The organism is Dethiosulfatarculus sandiegensis (assembly GCF_000931935.2).
Taxonomy (GTDB): Bacteria; Desulfobacterota; Desulfarculia; order Desulfarculales; family Desulfarculaceae; genus Dethiosulfatarculus; species Dethiosulfatarculus sandiegensis.
The window spans coordinates 31,119-48,577 of sequence record NZ_AZAC01000004.1; the positions used below are offsets into that span (position 1 = coordinate 31,119).

Annotated in this window: 15 protein-coding genes; 7 read left to right on the top strand and 8 right to left on the bottom strand. The window is 54.7% G+C overall.

Annotation, left to right across the window (positions count from 1 at the left end):
* Window positions 1–21: 21 nt before the first annotated feature.
* Genes ftsW through ftsZ form a run of 7 tightly spaced genes read left to right on the top strand, consistent with a single transcriptional unit; the run spans window position 22 to window position 7,807 of the window.
* Window positions 22–1,092 (top strand): putative lipid II flippase FtsW, encoded by a 1,071-nt coding sequence (gene ftsW, locus X474_RS04235; protein ID WP_044347168.1) that lies wholly within the window; start codon window positions 22–24, stop codon window positions 1,090–1,092.
* Window positions 1,089–2,192 (top strand): undecaprenyldiphospho-muramoylpentapeptide beta-N-acetylglucosaminyltransferase, encoded by a 1,104-nt coding sequence (gene murG, locus X474_RS04240; protein WP_044346989.1) that lies wholly within the window; start codon window positions 1,089–1,091, stop codon window positions 2,190–2,192. Before ftsW ends, murG begins: the two co-directional genes overlap by 4 nt.
* The gene (gene murC, locus X474_RS04245; protein WP_044346990.1) at window positions 2,192–3,580 is read left to right on the top strand and encodes a UDP-N-acetylmuramate--L-alanine ligase; all 1,389 of its coding nucleotides are present in this window, start codon (window positions 2,192–2,194) and stop codon (window positions 3,578–3,580) included. Before murG ends, murC begins: the two co-directional genes overlap by 1 nt.
* The gene (gene murB / locus X474_RS04250; RefSeq protein WP_082464138.1) at window positions 3,522–4,475 is read left to right on the top strand and encodes a UDP-N-acetylmuramate dehydrogenase; all 954 of its coding nucleotides are present in this window, start codon (window positions 3,522–3,524) and stop codon (window positions 4,473–4,475) included. Before murC ends, murB begins: the two co-directional genes overlap by 59 nt.
* Window positions 4,468–5,367 (top strand): cell division protein FtsQ/DivIB, encoded by a 900-nt coding sequence (locus X474_RS04255; RefSeq protein ID WP_044346993.1) that lies wholly within the window; start codon window positions 4,468–4,470, stop codon window positions 5,365–5,367. Before murB ends, X474_RS04255 begins: the two co-directional genes overlap by 8 nt.
* Window positions 5,364–6,590 (top strand): cell division protein FtsA, encoded by a 1,227-nt coding sequence (gene ftsA, locus X474_RS04260; RefSeq protein WP_044346995.1) that lies wholly within the window; start codon window positions 5,364–5,366, stop codon window positions 6,588–6,590. The genes X474_RS04255 and ftsA overlap by 4 nt, the downstream gene beginning before the upstream one ends.
* A 23-nt stretch (window positions 6,591–6,613) precedes the next feature.
* Entirely contained in the window at window positions 6,614–7,807 is a 1,194-nt protein-coding gene (ftsZ, locus tag X474_RS04265) for a cell division protein FtsZ (protein WP_082464139.1), read from the top strand.
* A 301-nt stretch (window positions 7,808–8,108) separates the two neighbouring features.
* On the opposite strand, the gene X474_RS04270 is transcribed toward ftsZ, so the two are convergent.
* The 8 genes from X474_RS04270 to X474_RS04305 all read right to left on the bottom strand — a co-directional run bounded on the left by X474_RS04270 (window position 8,109) and on the right by X474_RS04305 (window position 17,345).
* A complete protein-coding gene (locus X474_RS04270) occupies window positions 8,109–8,966 on the bottom strand; it encodes a phosphodiester glycosidase family protein (RefSeq protein ID WP_044346997.1) in 858 nt (285 codons plus the stop codon).
* Between the two features lie 166 nt (window positions 8,967–9,132).
* Window positions 9,133–9,435: a hypothetical protein gene (locus X474_RS04275; RefSeq protein WP_044346999.1), complete on the bottom strand. Its 303-nt coding sequence runs from the start codon at window positions 9,433–9,435 to the stop codon at window positions 9,133–9,135.
* A 630-nt stretch (window positions 9,436–10,065) separates the two neighbouring features.
* Window positions 10,066–10,491 carry a GNAT family N-acetyltransferase gene (locus tag X474_RS04280; RefSeq protein WP_044347001.1) on the bottom strand — a complete coding sequence of 142 codons (426 nt, stop codon included), beginning with the start codon at window positions 10,489–10,491 and terminating at the stop codon, window positions 10,066–10,068.
* A gap of 21 nt (window positions 10,492–10,512) precedes the next feature.
* Window positions 10,513–10,722 (bottom strand): DUF2080 family transposase-associated protein, encoded by a 210-nt coding sequence (locus tag X474_RS04285; RefSeq protein ID WP_044347002.1) that lies wholly within the window; start codon window positions 10,720–10,722, stop codon window positions 10,513–10,515.
* A 173-nt stretch (window positions 10,723–10,895) separates the two neighbouring features.
* The gene (locus X474_RS04290) at window positions 10,896–11,621 is read right to left on the bottom strand and encodes a CoA-transferase subunit beta (protein ID WP_197281969.1); all 726 of its coding nucleotides are present in this window, start codon (window positions 11,619–11,621) and stop codon (window positions 10,896–10,898) included.
* 34 nt (window positions 11,622–11,655) lie between these two features.
* Window positions 11,656–12,582 (bottom strand): CoA transferase subunit A, encoded by a 927-nt coding sequence (locus tag X474_RS04295; protein ID WP_044347004.1) that lies wholly within the window; start codon window positions 12,580–12,582, stop codon window positions 11,656–11,658.
* 485 nt (window positions 12,583–13,067) lie between these two features.
* Window positions 13,068–15,824 (bottom strand): PAS domain-containing hybrid sensor histidine kinase/response regulator, encoded by a 2,757-nt coding sequence (locus tag X474_RS04300; RefSeq protein ID WP_052514855.1) that lies wholly within the window; start codon window positions 15,822–15,824, stop codon window positions 13,068–13,070.
* 87 nt (window positions 15,825–15,911) lie between these two features.
* Window positions 15,912–17,345: a sigma-54-dependent transcriptional regulator gene (locus tag X474_RS04305; RefSeq protein ID WP_044347006.1), complete on the bottom strand. Its 1,434-nt coding sequence runs from the start codon at window positions 17,343–17,345 to the stop codon at window positions 15,912–15,914.
* Window positions 17,346–17,459: the final 114 nt, after the last annotated feature.

The following is a 17,459-nucleotide window of genomic DNA, read 5'->3' on the forward strand; positions in this document are numbered from 1 at the left end:
CGTGAGGTGGACCCCTGGATTATGGTGGCGGTGGTGGTTTTGACCGCCATTGGTCTGGTGATGGTCTTCAGCGCCTCAAGTTCACTGGCGGATAAACGCTATGCCGACTCCGCCTATTTTTTGAAACGGCAGGCCATGCACCTGGGCGTGGGGGTTTTGGTAATGCTGGCCCTGGCCCGGCTGGATTACGGCCGCTTGCATAAAATGACCTATCCGATATTGGTAGGTACGGTTGTGGCTCTTTTGCTTGTCTTTATCCCTGTGGTGGGGCACAAGGCGGGCGGAGCCTATCGCTGGGTGAACCTTTTATTCATCAGGTTGCAGCCGGGAGAACTGGCCAAACTGGCTTTGGTTTTTTACCTGGCTTATTCCCTTTCCAGCCATCAGGACCAGGTGAAGAGCTTCAGCCGCGGTTTTTTCCCGAATATCGCCGTGGCCTGCGTGTTGACTTTCCTGGTGGTTCTGGAACCGGATCTGGGCACCGCAGTGACCCTGATGGCCCTGGCCTCCATAGTGCTTTTTGTGGCCGGAACCAGGTTTACCTATCTTGGGGCAATGGGACTTTTGGCCTTGCCCGTATTGGGGCTGCTTTTGTTCAAGGTGAACTGGCGTTTGGAGCGCATGTTGACCTTTTTAAACCCCTGGGCCGACCCCAAGGGAACGGGGTGGCAGATTATTCACAGCTTTTTGGCCCTGGGCTCCGGCGGATTCACTGGAGCCGGGCTCAGCGCTTCCAAGCAGAAGTTGTTTTATCTGCCCGAGCCGCATACGGATTTCATATTCAGCGTGCTCGGTGAGGAACTGGGATTCTGGGGTGTTTCCCTGGTGCTGGGCCTTTTCATGGTGGTTATCTGGCGCGGCATCAAGACCGCCCTGGAAGCCAGGGATCTTTTCGGCACTTACCTGGCCCTGGGCTGCACCCTGGTGATTGGATTGCAGGCCTTTGTCAATGTGGCGGTTGTGATGGGGCTTTTGCCCACCAAGGGATTGACCCTGCCTTTTATAAGCTATGGAGGTTCATCCCTTTTGGTTAACCTGGCCTGCGTGGGGCTTTTGCTTTCAGTGGCGTCCCATAAGGGAAAACGTGCATGAATAAAACCGTACTCATAGCCGGTGGCGGTACAGGCGGCCATCTTTTCCCGGGCATTGCCGTGGCGCAGGCTCTGAAGAAAAAGGACCCCGGCCTGCGTCTGGTCTTTGTTGGTGCAGGAAAAGAGCTGGAAAAGTCCATCCTGGCTGACCAGGGCTATGAAATGGAGAGCATAAAGGCCAAAGCCTTCAGAGGGCAGGGCATTTTGGGCAGGGTTCTATCCCTGGCCGGTCTGCCGGGAACCCTGCTCGAGGCCAAGCGGCTTTTGAATCGATATCAGCCGGATATGGTTCTGGCGGTGGGAGGCTATGCGGCCTTTGCCCTGGGATGCGCCTCACGCATCTGGGGCGTGCCTTTGGCAGTGCAGGAGCAAAACGCCCTGCCCGGGCTTACCAACCGTATGTTGGGCAAGCTGGCCCGTATGGTCTTTATCTCTTTTAAAGAGGCGAAAGACCATTTTCCCAGTGGAAAGTGCCGCCTGTTGGGCAATCCGGTGAGGCTGGACCTTTTGGCAGAGGGTGAAAAGGCCTCGGCCCAAAGGCCAAACCGGGAAGAGTGTTTCAATGTCTTGATTCTCGGCGGGTCCCAGGGCGCTCAGAGCATTAATCAGGCCATGGTCCAGAGCCTGGACGAGCTTGAGCCTTATAAGGAAACGCTTAATTTCGTGCATCAGACAGGCCGGTCTCAGGAACAGGCCGTGGCCCAGGTTTATGAGGATAAGGGATTTAAGGCGCAGGTCGCCGGATTCTTCCAAAATATGGGCGAGCTATACGGCCGGGCCCATCTGGTGATCTGCAGGGCCGGAGCCGGCACTCTTACAGAGCTGATCTGTTTGGGCAGGGCCTCCATATGCGTGCCCTATCCCCATGCGGCCGGGGATCACCAGACCAAAAACGCGCAAAGCCTGGTCAAGGCAGGCGCCGCCCGTATAATCGCGGACAGCGAATTGAGCGGCTCCCAGGTGGCCGGGACAATAAAGGAAATGATCGACAACCCGCAGGGCTTGGATGCCATGGCGGCACGTGCCCTTGAATTGGCCAGGCCCGAAGCAGCCATGAATATAGCCGCGGATTGCCTTGAACTAATGAAGGGAAGGCCCTGATGTATAAAGCGGGCCAGCATATACATTTTGTTGGAATAGGCGGCATCGGCATGAGTGGTATTGCCGAGCTTTTGATTAACCTGGGTCATAAGGTCAGCGGCAGCGACTTGCGGGAAAGCGATATCACAAGGCGTCTGGCCGATATGGGGGCGGAGATAAAAAGCGGGCATCATCCGGATTATGTGAGGGATGCCGACGCGGTGGTGGTTAGCTCCGCAGTTTCCGATGACAACCCCGAGGTGGTGGCCGCCATGGGTGAACGCATCCCGGTTATCCCCAGGGCTGAAATGCTGGCCGAGCTGATGCGCCTTAAATACGGGGTGGCTGTGGCCGGAGCCCACGGCAAGACCTCCTGCACCTCCATGATATCGGTGCTTTTGGCTGCCGGAGACTTTGATCCCACGGTTGTGGTCGGCGGCAAACTGGAGGCCCTGGGGTCCAACGCCCGCCTTGGCAGCGGAGACTTTCTGGTGGCCGAGGCCGATGAGTCGGACGGCTCCTTTAACCGGCTCACCCCCGTGGTGGTGGTTGTCACCAACATGGACAGGGAGCACATGGACCATTACGGCTCCGACGAGGCCTTGGATGAGGCCTTTGTGCAGTTCATGAACAAGGTGCCTTTTTACGGGGCGGCCATCCTTTGCCTGGACGACAGCCGCCTGGCCGGGTTGATACCCAAGGTGCGCAAGAGGGTGATTACCTACGGCATGGCCTCTCAGGCCGATTATCAGGCCAGGGATATCTCGTTTGAGGGAGTCAATTCCAGCTTCACCCTTTATGTGAGGGGCGAAAAAACAGGACGGGTTACGATCCCGGTGCCGGGCAGGCACAATGTGTTGAACTGCCTGGGCGCTTTGGCTGCCTGCCATGAGCTGGGCATGGATATGGAGACGGCCATGAAATCCTGCCTGGATTTCGGCGGGGTGAAAAGAAGGTTCGAGATTAAGGGCAAGGCAAGGAACGGGGCTTTGATCATGGATGATTATGCTCACCATCCCACTGAGATCAAGGCCACTTTGGAGGCTGCCAGAAACAGCTGGCCAGACCGCAGGCTGGTTATCTGCTTCCAGCCTCACCGTTATTCCAGGACCAGGCTTTTATTTGATGACTTTGCCACCTCATTTTACGGGGCGGACCTGCTTTTGGTCATGGATATCTACGCGGCCAGTGAGAAAAAAGACCCCACGGTTTCGGCCGAGGCCCTGGCCGACGCCATCAGGGATCACGGCCATCGTAATGTTGAGTATGTGGGTAAAAAGGCCCAGGCCAAAGAGCGCCTGGAAAAGCTCCTGGAGCCCGGGGACGTGGTTTTCACCATGGGCGCGGGTGATGTCTATCATCTGGGAGAAGAGCTGGCATCAGGCCGGGGAGATGATATTGAAGCCTGATTTCCAAAGGGAACTGGTGAAACTTTTGGGCAAAAGAGCCCGGTTTGACCTTGATCTGGACCGCCTCACCACTTGGGGCGTCGGCGGTCCGGTGCGGTTTCATTGCCGGGTGCACACCCCCTTGGAAGCGGCCCAGGTGATATCCCTGGCCAAGCAGGCAAAGGTTCCCTGGATGGTTTTGGGCCGCGGGTCGAACCTCCTGGTTTCGGATCAGGGGTATCCCGGTGTGATGCTTCGTCTGGCAGGCCCCTTGGCCAAACTTGAGCTTGAGGACGGAACCATAAAGGCGGGTGCGGGGGCCTCCTTGCCCGCTTTGGTGAAGCTTGCCGCGGTGAATGGATTGAGCGGCCTGGAGTGGGCTGTGGGAATTCCCGCCACTGTGGGCGGGGCCGTAGCCGGTAATGCCGGGGCCAATGGCTTTGAGATGAGCGATATCACCGACCAGATAAGCCTGTTGCTTGAGAACGGTGAGATAAAGGCCTTTAAGGGCCAAGAGATAAAAAGCGGCTACCGGCATCTGGATTTGCCTGCGCAAAGCCTGGTGCTGGAGGCCCTGCTGGAGTTTAAACCGGATGATCCGGCTATGATTCACAGGCGCATGAAAAGACTTTTGGAGAGGCGTTTGGGCGCGCAGCCCCTGATTAAGCGCACCGCCGGTTCGGTCTTTAAAAATCCTCCCGGCGATTATGCGGGCAGGTTGATCGAACAGGCTGGTTGCAAGGGACTCAGTGTGGGAGATGCCATGGTGAGCGTGCGCCATGCCAACTTTATCGAGAACCGGGGCAAGGCCACGGCCAGCCAGATAATAGAACTGATGCAGGTGGTCTCCGACCGGGTTAAATCTCAAGCAGGCGTCAGACTCCAGCCTGAAGTGGAGGTGGTGGGGCGTGTTTAAACTCTCCGCCAAAAAAGGCTCTTTGACCAAGGGGCGGGTGGAAAAGGCGAGAAGTGTCTCTCCCAGGCTCAACCGCCAGAAGGTCAAGCGCCGTCCTTCTCAGAAGCCCAAGGGGATGAGCCCGGCGGGCAAGGCCTTTTGGAAGGGCCTTTTCAGGGTTTTTGCCATGGCTGTGATCACCCTGTTGGTTTCGGGCGGGCTTTTGGCCGCCTATGCATCCCTGGCCACCCATCCGGGGTTTCAGGTCAAAAGGGCCGAGATAAAGGGAGTGAAGAGGCTTCCCGAACTGGAAATCTTACGCACCGCGGGCATAGGCAGCAGGACAAACATCCTGTCTTTACCTGTGGGCGCTATTGAAAAGAAATTAACCGAGATGTCCTGGGTCCGGGAGGCAAGCGTGAACAGGGTCCTGCCGGATCAGGTGCGCATAACCATAAAGGAGTATGAACCCAAACAACTGGCTTTGGTTGAGGGTGGTTTTTACTATCTCGACGCCGCCATGCGGGCCTTTGCACCCATGGGGGTGGCGCCGTCTTTGGATCTTCCCCTTTTGACCGGATTGACCAAGGCTGATCTGGTGGATCCTGATGATGACGTCAGGGCTCTTTTAGATGCATCTTTGGAGTTGTTGAATTGCCTTCCGGCCAAAGAAAAAAAGGCAGGGGGAAGCTTAAGTGAAATTCATCTGGATCGGGTCTGGGGCTTGAGTCTGGTTTTTTCCGATCTCTTCCCGACTGTGCGAATTGGCAGGGGAGATTTCAAAACCAGGTTGGCGAGGCTTGAAAAGGTCAAGTCCGATCTTCTGAGGCGGCAGGAGTTGAAGCGGGTTTTGCTCATTGATCTGAGCGATGAAAGGCGGGTTTTTGTTCGCCTTAGAGGAGATTCCCTATGAGTGTCGAAGGCCAGGTCATTGTTGGTTTGGATATCGGCACCACCAAAATCTGTGCCGTTGTCGGTGAACTCACCGACGAAGGTATACAGATAATCGGTATGGGCAGCCATCCATCCGAAGGGCTGCGCAAGGGAGTGGTGGTGAATATCGAAACCACGGTGAACAGCATAAAAAGGGCCGTGGAAGAAGCGGAGATGATGGCCGGCTGTGAAATAACCGGGGTTCTCACCGGAATAGCCGGCGGCCATATAAAAGGAATTAATTCTCACGGCGTAATAGCCGTGAAAGGCAAAGAAGTGACCCGCAGGGAAGTTGAGCGGGTGATAGACGCCGCCAGGGCGGTCGCCATACCTACGGACCGGGAGGTGCTGCACATCCTGCCCCAGGAGTTTATTCTGGACGGTCAGGAAGGCATCCAGGACCCGGTGGGCATGAGCGGAGTGAGACTGGAGGCCAAGGTGCATATTGTCACCGGGGCCGTGGCCAGCGCTCACAATCTGATCAAATGCTGTAATCAGGCCGGACTGGATGTGGATGACCTGGTTTTACAGTCCCTGGCCAGCGGCGAGGCGGTTTTGACAGACGAGGAGCGTAACCTGGGTGTGGTGCTCCTGGACTTTGGCGGAGGCACCACAGACCTGGCCATTTTTCAGGGAGAGGCCATCAAGCACACAGGCGTGCTTGCCTTGGGCGGCAACAACCTGACCACGGATTTGGCCATGGGTCTGCGCACTCCGCTTAAAGAAGCGGAGAAACTCAAGAAACACTATGGCTCGGCCCTGGTCTCCCTGGTTGCCAAAGACGATGTGGTTCAGGTGGAGAGCATAGGAGGACAGCGTCCCCGCAGGATCAAGCGCGCCATTGTGAGTGAGATCCTGGAGCCCAGGGTGGAAGAGATACTGACTTTGTTGCAGATGGAGGTGGAAAGAAGCGGGGTGACCCAGCAGGCCTCGGGCAGCATTGTCCTTACCGGCGGCTCCTCTTTATTGGAGGGGCTGGTGGAGATGGCTGAACAGGTATTTAATTTTCCCGCCCGATTGGGGTACCCGACCGGTGTGGGAGGTCTGAAGGAAGTCGTGAATAATCCAATGTACGCGACCGCGGTTGGGCTGGTGCTTTACGGCGCCCGCAATACGGCGGAGAAGAAATTCCGGATCAGAGACGTGAATATCTTCAACCGTATAACCACCCGCATGCGTACATGGTTTAAGGATATTATTTAAACGCCTTTCGAAGGAGGGTCGAAATGGCTATGGAAATTGAGATGATGGATAACTTGAGCGCTGGAGCTAAACTCCGAGTCGTCGGAATCGGTGGGGGCGGCAACAACGCCCTGAACAACATGATCGAGTCCGGTCTGCAAGGTGTTGAGTTTATTGCGGCCAACACGGATATCCAGGCGCTGGAGAACAGCAGGGCCAGGGTGCAACTCCAGTTGGGACGCAACCTGACCCGCGGTCTCGGCGCAGGCGCCAACCCCGATGTGGGGCGTCAGGCGGCCTTGGAGGACCGGGACAAGATCAAGGAGCTGTTGAGCAACAGTGACATGGTTTTTGTCACAGCCGGCCTGGGCGGAGGCACCGGCACCGGCGGGGCCCCGGTGGTGGCGGAGGTTGCCAAGGAGATTGGCGCGCTCACAGTGGCGGTGGTGACCAAACCCTTTGATTTCGAGGGTAAGCGCCGCAAGGAGATGGCTCTTAGGGGTGTAGAGGAGCTGAAAAAGGTGGTGGACACCTTGATCGTGATCCCCAACACCCGCTTGATGAGCCTGGCTCCTAAAAACGCCCGTTTTCTGGATATGCTCAAGACCGCGGACGAAGTGCTTTTGTATGCGGTGAAGGGCATCAGCGATCTGATCATGGCGCCCGGCCAGATCAACCTGGACTTTGCCGATGTGCGGGCCGTGATGAGTGAAATGGGCGTGGCTCTTATGGGCACGGGTCAGGCCACCGGCGAGGACAGGGCCATGAAGGCTGCCGAGGCTGCCATCAGTAATCCTCTGTTGGATGATGTGAAGATCGATGGAGCCAGAGGGGTACTGGTGAACATAACCGCCACCCAGGATATGTCCATAGCCGAGGTGGCAGAGGCGAGCACCTTTATCCAGGAGGCCGCCCACGAAGATGCCAATATCTTCTGGGGCACGGTTATCGATGATTCCATGGGCGACGATATCCGCATCACGGTTATTGCCACCGGCATTGGCTCGGAGGAAGAGGCTGCCGTCCACCCGGGCAGTATGCGCAGTGTGGTGAACGGAGCCAATGTGGACCCAAGTGTGGTGGATCATATTGAGATTGCCCGCTATGCCAGGAATATGGGGGGAAATGTGGACCAGCGCGGACCGTCCACTCCCGGTTCTCCCAAGGCTGCGGCCTATCCCCTGGGTGATGGCGATGATTATGACGTTCCCACCTTTTTGAGGAGGCAGGCGGACTAGCAGCATATAAGGGGCATGAAATAACTACTGATAGAGGCAGGAAAATTTTGACCTCTGTCTTGCATCCACCGGAGAATTATTCGTTTTCGGGTTAACGGGTGTAGTGTGACGCTAAAAAAGGGAGCCGGATTCTCTGATAGCCGGTTGTGCCTTTTACCCGGCGTCATAAAAAGGCAGGTGATCGCACCTGTCCTAACATGTGAGGCCGTCGGGACCACCCTCCATTAAGGTTCCGGCGGCCATTCTTTATTAGTTGATTCAATAAGTTGCGAAAACTGTCAAAAAAATGGCACGAACAGGGTCAGCGTCCTCTAAAGGATTGGACCGGTTTCTTCGGGGGAGGGGCGAAGATACCCAAGGCAACAGGCAGGGCGGCGCTGGGCCAGGGAAGTCCCATACTGCCGGAGGGGCTTCCGTATTGAGTAAGGGTGTAATCTCCCACCTTAAGGTCAAGTTGGGCTTCAGGCCCGCCATCCATGCACATTACTTCCCGAATATCCAATCCGGATTTGGCCAGATAGTCGGCAAATTCCCAAAGGGTGTGTTCACCTTTGGTGATTATCACCAAGATGTTGCCCGAAGAATCTTCGGCCAGGGCGGTTCGGTTGGCCACATGGGCCGTACGCCGGACCCTGATATTGCCGAAGCGGTCCAGAAGCATGATGGACTGGGCAGCCTGCCGATAGGGCAGATGTTCGATATCCAAGGCTGTGTACTGCATATCCAGCACCCTTGCCTTGGGGAGGGAAGGATCGTCGGGTTCCGCTACAAACAGGCCTGCCGGTCTGGAAGCCAGGCGGCTTAGCCTCCGGCCGTCTTTGATCAAAAGGCCCAGGTAGTTTTTTTCCGGTGTAAACAATCCGGCGTTGACCACTGCCAGAGCACCGGTCTTCTTCCGCCAGTCCCCGGCATCGTAGCCCCTTTCACCATTGGGGGCGGCCAGAACCCTGAAGCCCAGGACCTGGGGATTGATCTTCAGGAGTATGACATCTTCGCTGCCTGTCCTGGCTGTATCCGATGCCTGGATCACACTAAGGCTAAGGCCCGGGCGCAAGATTTGCCAGGATAGGTCGGGCTTGGCCAGGGCTGAGCCGGGTGAAAAGGCCAGCCATGCCGCAATGGGTAAGATGAGGAAATTCTTTTTTAGTTTTGATCCCATAACGGGATTCTATCCCTCAAAAGACGGGTCTTGCAAGTGGCTAGGGTAATACGTTTGATAAGGAGCTGATTTTAAAATGAAAGCCGCCTCAAATCCGGTGAGGGCCGGAATTGAGGCGGCTCTAATGTCATTTGTGCGAAAGGCCTTTGGCCTTAAGTCAGGTGTCTCAGGCCATGGCCTGTCTTAAGCCCAGGTCACCCATCTCAGCGCTATCATGGATAGGCATGGAGACGACCTCCAGGAACAGCGTCTTGGCCTCCTTGAAGCTGCGGGCAAAGAGAAAATCAAACAAGATCTGTTCTTTTCCGGAGCCTTTCGGGCTCAGCGCCTCGTGCACCTTGTTCTCAACCGCATCCAGGAGTTCGGGAGACCATGTTTCTCCGGACTCCACCACTTCGGGAGTTATGGTGATCAGGGCTTCGAGTATCACCTTGGTCAAGCCGCCGATATTTGCATCATTCAAGTTCATTTTTTGCTCCAGCCTGAATTCGGTTTCTATTTATGCAAATTGCGGGCCATATGATGGAAAGAAAAAAAGATGAATGAAAACCGGAGGATAAAAAAGTAACCCAAAAGGATGATGGAAAAAAATTCCGTCAAAAATATGGCAGAAGAACAACTTGTGCCGCCTTTGGCCAAAAAGCGGCGGCTATTTGCCGGGGAAGTTATTACAAAAAGACGGTTCGTAAATTGGTAATCTCCAGTCGGAAGGCGGTCTTACTAAGGCCGTCAGGAAGATCCGGCCAATCCGCCAATTGAGTGCGAGTTGAATGCGGGCAGGGTTGAGTCTGAAAAATTTAACGGGAGGGCACTCTCAAATATTCTTCCAGAAGCCAAGCCGGTTTGATTGATAGTGAAGCGGCTTGCACAGTGGTGCGCATTCGGTTTCACAGTCAAAAGAAAAAACTTTGCTTCAGAGATAAAATTTGAGGATGTGGTTTACTTAAGCCTGGTTTAACCCAAGTGATGTGGAAGACGACAAGGGAACCTGAACTTGCCTGTTAAAGACGCACCTATCCACCCATGGTGCCACCCATTTTAAAATTCTGCGGATTGAATCCTTTGCCCTAAAGGGGGAAGCCCCCTTTTAAGGCATTTTTTACAAACCGAGCTGCAGATTGATAAAGGCGCTTCGGTCGAATCCCAGGTTTTTGAAAAAGGCCAGCATGTCGCCTGAGTCCCAGGGCACGGCAGTGAATACCTCCTGGACCTTTTTCCCCTTGAAATCCCGGAACAGTTCCTCTGCCAGGTGGGCGCCGGTGCCCCTGCCCATGTGATTTGGTTTCACACCGACCATTCCCAACCAGCCGCTGAGTTCGTTGCCAAACTCACCGACCTTGATCTCTCCGAGGATGAATCCCACTACCTGGCCTTCTTCATCTGCGACAAAGGCCGGCCTCAGCGGGTTATCAACGTGGTCACCGAGCATCTCGCGCCATTGGTCCGTTACGCTGCGCCTAGTGATTTCCTCTTGAATGGCGATCACGTCAGTCTGATCCTCTGAATTCATGCGGCGAAAATTCACTTGGTTCATCCTTGGGCTTAGTTAGTCAATGCGGATTATCTTTACGTTTTTACCTACCCATTCAGGCGGAAGATAGACCCGTCCGGAGTTGCCGCTTTGGCGGACCTCCTTTTCGATCATTTCTTCGCCGTAAACTTCGAACTTGGCCTTGGGAGCGGCGTTGTTCTCAGCTTTTTTATCGTTCCCCTGTTTTTTTGCGCCGGTGATCGCGGCTTGTTGGTTTTTGACCATTTATAGCCTTTTCCTGCATGATTTAGGGGTTGTCTGTTTAAGCCGAGAGCAAGAGCGCTAGCTTTTTTAAGTCAAACCTGCCGGCTGGGTGAAACTGCGTCCAGCTTGTAATTACATTACAGCTATAATGTGACGATAAAAAAGCCCAAACAGCTTGTCAATATAAAAATTAGTTATCCGGTCCAAAAACGGTCCGGATCAAAAAAACGTATTATTTCCAGTTTTTCCCCTGTCGGAGCAGGTGTGACTTCCAATTCCGGGCGCACCTGGTATTGAAAACCCGTCTCCGCCTTGAGGTATTCGGCGTCAACGCCTGGATGGATAGAGGCCAGTTGGGCCCGGCCCCGGGGAAAACGAAAGACCGCCAGGGTGGTTATGAGTACATTGGGCCCGCCACGCTCAAGGCCTTGTTCCGCCCGCCAGGAAGGTGTGTCGCCCCAGCCCGGAGAAGTTATGAAATCCACCCTTGGCACCAGACGCCTTTTTTCATGGGGCATGATAATGGCCAGTTTCCGGGCCAGGCAGGCAATATCCGCGCCGCCGCCCGAGCCGGGCAGGCGAACAGGCCCGGCTTCACCCCGCACCAGGTGAGTGTTGACATTCCCGTAAATATCCACCTGAGCTCCGCCGATAAATCCCAGGTTTACCTTGCCTCTGCTTAAAATGGTCATTACCTCGCTCAAGGGGCACAGCCTCAGGGCCTCTGTCTGGTTCGGCGGGTCTGCCATGGTTACTATGGGGCCTTTGGCCGGAGTGTCCCTTATAACGCCGTTTTCAAATATTCCTATGGCATGGGGAGCATGGGTTGCCTTGGCCAGGCAAAAGGCAAGAAGCGGCAGGCGCATGCCGACAAAGACCACCTCGTGGTCTTTGATTTCCCTTGCGGCGGCTGTCACCATAAGGTCCCCTGCTGAATAATCGCCTGCCATCGCCTCACCAATCATATTCCAGGGAAGTGGATAAACGGGAATTCTGAACCGTAAGTGCGGCAAGACGTCCCATGCCCAGCTTCTCCAGGTAGGCTTTATGGTCTTTCAGATTGTAAATCCACTCGTCAAGCCAACTCTCGGCCCCTTGCCTGGTCTTAGTGGCCTTTGCATAGTCAAGGTAGAGGAGGTTATCCAGGCCGTAATAGCCCTGGACCGGAGCCGGATGGGCCCCCCAGGCTATGGGGCAGACCGCATCCACGCAAAATCCCGCCAAAAAGGTGCGGTCCGGGTCTTTGCGCACCTCTTTGGTCGAGACGAGTTCTTCACAGGTGATAAGGACTTTTTCGGCTGCCAAAGCGGCTTCTTTGCTTATGCCGCTGGCCCCCCATAACCTGCAGTTGCCGTATGAGTCGGCCTTTTGTACATGCAGGATAGTCAGATCCGGATTTAAGGCCTTTATGGCTAATAGCTTTTTCCCGCTGTGCGGGCAGATTAAGTCCTTGAAATGGGGATTTCCCTTTACGATGTCACTGCCTGCCGGAGAGATGCCCACGGCCATGGGAAGCCCCCTGGATCCCGCCTCCAAGGCCAGGCTGATGCTGAAATTGCTGTGGTTGACCACCTTGAGTTGCGGTTGTTTTTTTTTCTCGACCGCCCGGCGGAATGAGTAACCTATGCCTGTGGATACATTCCCCACCCAGGCGGCGATGACTTGCCTGGCCAGCCCGGCTGCGATGATCTGGTCAAAACAGATGTTGGATATCGGGCCTATCAGGGTGAGGTCCCTTTTCTTTTGCCGGATTATCTCGTGGGCCGCCGCATAGGGGATAAGCCCTTCCAGGGCGCATCCCAGGGCCAGGCTCATGCCAGGTTGCACCAGGGTTGATATTGCGGAAGCCAGATCACTGACCTTGTCCGGGGCATCGGCCATGCAAAACCGCCTTGCCTTAAATGAAAAATAATAAGTACTTTAAATTCATAGCAGATTGAAGGGGCAAACAGCAAGGCGCCGGCCCTGCCAAAAGGCTCCTGAACAGGTGGACTTAGGCTGTCTGAATAGTTATCGTAATCACAAGGCTAAGGTGGCTTTTTGAAAATCGAATAAATTCAGCTTTTTGAATGTCAAAAAAAACACAAATGGGCCGAGGTGCTCGTGAAGGGCAATGCGGGAAAATTTCTTTTAAAAAACCAAAAAACACCCAAATGGATGCTGATTGCTTTTGGCCTGCTCTTTTATTGTCCGCTTTGCCGGGGTTTTTAACCGGAGGTTATTTGGGATGATCTGCCGGGATTTGTTGATGCAAAAGGTTTTTAAAGTGGAGTTGCTCAAGCAAGTGCTTCCATTTTTTCCCGGGCTCCTAGGGGAGGGGCCGCCAAAAGGAGATGAAGTTTAAATGGTTGTCTGCTTTGGGAGCGTTATTTTCGTTCTTTTTCAAGACTCTCCCGGGGATGCAGAATGTTTTTGATGGCTGTGGCCAATTCCAATTGACTGAAGGGTTTGTTGAGCCAGTTTACCTTTCCCTTGGGTAAGGGGGTGTCCTGCATCACGTCCCTGCCATAACCGGTGCAAAGGATAACCGGTAAGTCTTTTTTCAGGCTGAGCATTTGCTCGGCCAGCTCAAGCCCGCCCATTATGGGCATGGTGAAGTCTAAAATCGCCAAGGCGAATTTTTCCGGATTATTACCGAAAGACTTAAGAGCCTTGAGCGCGTGGTTGAAAACAGTCACCTGATAGCCCAGTTCCTCCAGGTTGCCCGAGATAGCGGCTGCCACCTGGGGCTCATTATCAACCAACAGGATATGTTCTTTGCCCATGGCCAGGGGCAAAGCCTGGCTGGTTGTTTCTTCCCGCAGGGGATCTGCGGATGCGGAAGGCAAGAACACCGTAAATTCAGCGCCCTTTCCGGGTTTACTCTTTACGGTGATGGATCCGCCATGGCTGGTCACAATGCCGTGAACCACGCTGAGTCCCAGTCCGGTTCCCTGTCCCCTGGGCTTGGTGGTGAAGAAGGGCTCAAAAACCCTTTCCAGCACCTCCGGTTTCATACCTTGACCGTTGTCTTTGACCTTTAGCTCCACATAAGAGCCTTTAGCCAGATTGGGAAAAGTGTGCAGATCCTTGGAGGCAAGCTCCCGCTTGCCCAATGTGATCTCCAAAACACCAGGACCGGGCTCCATTGACTGAGCCGCATTGGTGCACAGGTTCAAAAGAATCTGCTGAATTTGAGTGGGATCTGCCACCACCAGGGCCTGTTTTTCAACAATTTTGAGTTTGATCTCTATGTTCACCGGAACCGGGGAACGGATGAATTTCAGGAAGCTTTTCAAAAGGGTTTCCAGGTTCATCAGCCTGCGGTCACCTTCGCGCACCCTGCCAAAGGTCAGCATCTGCTTGATCAGGTCCCGGGCCCTTTCACAGGCGGCTAAAACTTCCTCAAGGTCTTCCTGGGGATTGTGATTTTGTTTGAGCTCGTTTATCGCCACCTGGGTAAAACCCATGATGATAGTAAGTAGGTTATTGAAATCATGGGCAATGCCGCTTGCCAGAGTGCCGATGCTCTCCATCCTCTGGGCATGCTCCAGGCTTTTGGCCAGACGTTGTTCTTCTGAGATATCCTGGCAGAAAAGCACCAGCGCCGGCCTTCCTTCCAATTCGGTTTGAGCTGACACCACCCTGGAAAGCACCGGTTTGTTGTCCTTTCTGAGCAGGCGGCAGTGCAAAATCGGCAGGGTTTTCAAGGAGCCCGATTTGGCTCGGAAAAATCCTTCCAGTTTTTTCCGATCTTCAGGATCGGTGAAATCCTTAAGGCTCACCTGCTCCAAGAGGTCGCTTTCTTCCAGACCCAGCATTTTCGCCAGGGCCTTATTGGCATAGACCAGGGAATTTTCCCTGCCTCTCCTTTTCTGCAGAACCCCTATGCCCACTTCCATGGCATCGGCCGCGTCCAGGATCACCTTCTGGAATTCAGTTAATCCCACTTCTTCGGTGATATCCCGCAGAATGGAGAGCAGATAGCGGTTATCCTCTGTGGAGAGAGCCCTGGTGGAGATAAGCACGTGTTTGGTGCTGCCCACCTGGTTTTTAAAGGAAATGTACAGGTTGTCCGAACGTCCCTCGTGGCTGATGTTCTTTATAAGATCTTGTCTTTTTTCATTACTCGGCCATATGCCCAATTCAACTGTGGTGCGCCCCAGCGCCTGGGCCGGTTTAAGCCTGGTCAGGCGGTAAAAATGGTCATTGGCTTCTATGAGCCTGCCTGATTTCAGGGAGGTGATTACCAGGGCGTCCGGTTGGGCCTTAAAAGCGGCCAGGAAACGCTCCTGGCTTTCCCGCAGGGCAGTCTCCGCCTTGTGCCGCCAGGTAATGTCCCTGGCAATGGACAGGCAGGTCAGGTTTCCCTGCAAGGAAAAGGCATGGCTTTTTATCTCAACCCGCAGTTTCCCGCCGTTTTTTGCCGTTATCTCCACCTGTCCCTGACGAAAAGGCCCTTCTTCACCGGGCCAGGTGGTGACCATCCCTATTTGGTTTATGATTTTCTCTGCCGGCATGGCCAGGAGTTCTTCTTTGTTGTAGCCCAGCATGCGGCAGGCTACTTCGTTCACCTCGGTGAAACGTCCCGGATTTCCATCACTTTTTATGGCCTGCACAAAAATGGCGTCGTTGGTTTTGTCAAAAAGTTGACGCCAGCGCTCTTCGCTTTTTTCCAGGGATTTTTCGGTCATTTTGCGCAGGGTTATATCAGCCATGGTCCCCACCATGCGCAAAGGGCGGCCATGGAAATCGCGGGTTACAACCCTGCCCCGGTCAAGCATCCAAAGCCAGCCCCCGTTTTTGGTGCGGTGGCGTATCTCTGTTTCATAGGAGGGGGTGAGGCCTTCCATGTGGTTCAGGGCCGCCCGCCAGGCGTTGGGTGCGTCGGTGGGATGCATCATCTGTCCCCATTCGGCAGGGGACATTACAGAGGGCCTGTCCTGGTAACCCAGCATGGTCATATAACGGGCGCTTAAATAGACCTGGTTTTTGGCAAGGTCCCAGTCCCAGACCCCCTGATTGGCGGCCTTAAGGGCCAGATAGGCCCTCTCCATTTTGCTTTCCGGGGTGATTTCCTGTTGCCGAGGTGACTTCCCCGGTCCCTTGGGCGCGGGGTTGTTATGATTTGAACTGCCAGGCATTGGTTTTTCCTGCCGGTTTATATTCCGGCACGCAAAGCTTCAGGTTTAGCGGGGGGAATACAGCTTGTGTTCCCGGTTCCCTAAGGCCTAGTTGCTTTTCAAAGAAAGGCCGTGGCGTTTAAGTTTATTATAAAACTGGGATCTGGCCACACCTGAGATGCGCAGGCATTGATTGAGGTCGCTGCCGGTCTTTTCCAGAAGTTCATTTAAATAAAACAGTTCACCCTGGTCCATCACTGCCTGGCGAAACTGTTTTAGATCCGGGAACTGGTCCAGATCCACGTTTTTGAGGGAAGGTGGGGTGAAGGCTCCCACTGGGGCTTGGGCGGCGTCTTTTTTTCGGCTGAAGGCCTGCCTGGCAAGCTGGGCCCTTACAGCCACCGGCAGGTGCATGGAAAAGAGAAGGGGTTCGTTCTGGGCCCTGGCCATGGTCCATTCCAGGGTGTTTACCAGCTCCCTTATGTTGCCTGGCCAGTCGTAGGCCTCCATGGCCTCGAAAAAGTCGGCTGAGTAACCCTTGGTGGGCAGCCCGTACTGGTCGCAGAGCCTCTGGCCGTGGTGAAGGGTGATGGGTTTGATGTCCTGACGCCTTTTGCGCAAGGGTTTTATTGTAATGCTGAGCGCTTTTAAGCGGTAAAGTAGGTCCGGCCTGAACAGGTCCTGATCGCACATGGCGTCCAGGTCCCGGTTTGTTGCCGCCACCAGGCGGAAGTTGCTTTGCACCTCACTGTCTCCGCCCAAGGGCCTGAAGCGCCTTTCCTCCAAAACCCTGAGCAGGTTTTTTTGCAGGCTGGGGGGCAGTTCTCCGATTTCATCCAAAAACAGGGTGCCTGTGTGGGCCTGCTTCACCAGGCCCGGCCTTTGCCGGTCCGCTCCGGTGAAGGCTCCTTTTTCATGACCAAACAAGATGCCCTCAGAAAGGGTCTCCGGCAGGGAGGCGCAGTCCACCACTACAAAGGGATTGTCTTTGCGGCGGCTGTTTTTGTGGATAGCCTGGGCGGTGAGTTCCTTGCCTGTGCCTGTCTCGCCGGTGATCAGGACGCTGCCGTCCGTATTGGCGGCCAGGGCCACCTGATCCAGGAGCTCCCTGGTGGCCGGGCTGTTGCCTATTATGCCGCCCCTGTGCAACACCACCGGCTGCTTGGCCTGGCTTTTTTGTTTGCGGTATTCAAGGGCCCTGCTTAAGGCCAGTTTGAGGCGCTCCAGGTTGGGGGGCTTTTCAATGTAATCCCAAACCCCGTTTTTTACGGCCAGTTCCGCACCGTCCGGATCACCGAAACCGGTCATAATGATGACCTCAGGCGATCCCAAGCTGTTCAGAAAAGCCGGTATCTCCATGATGCCGTTGCCGTCCGGTAGCTGGACATCAAGATAAATCACTTCAAAGGGAATTTGCGCAGCCAACTCCTTGGCCTGGGTAAGGTCGCCCGCTTCATCTACATTGTGCCCCAGTTTTTCAAATTCCCGCTTCAAGAGGCGGCAGATCATAGGTTCATCGTCAACTACCAATACCCGGCCCATTTTTTAAGCCTGCTCCCGCTCTGACATAATGGTTTTAATTTTCTTTCGTTCGCTCCCTGGTCGGCAGGCTTGAGGATAGCCGGGTATCGGTCTTGGAATCAAGAACATTCTGGC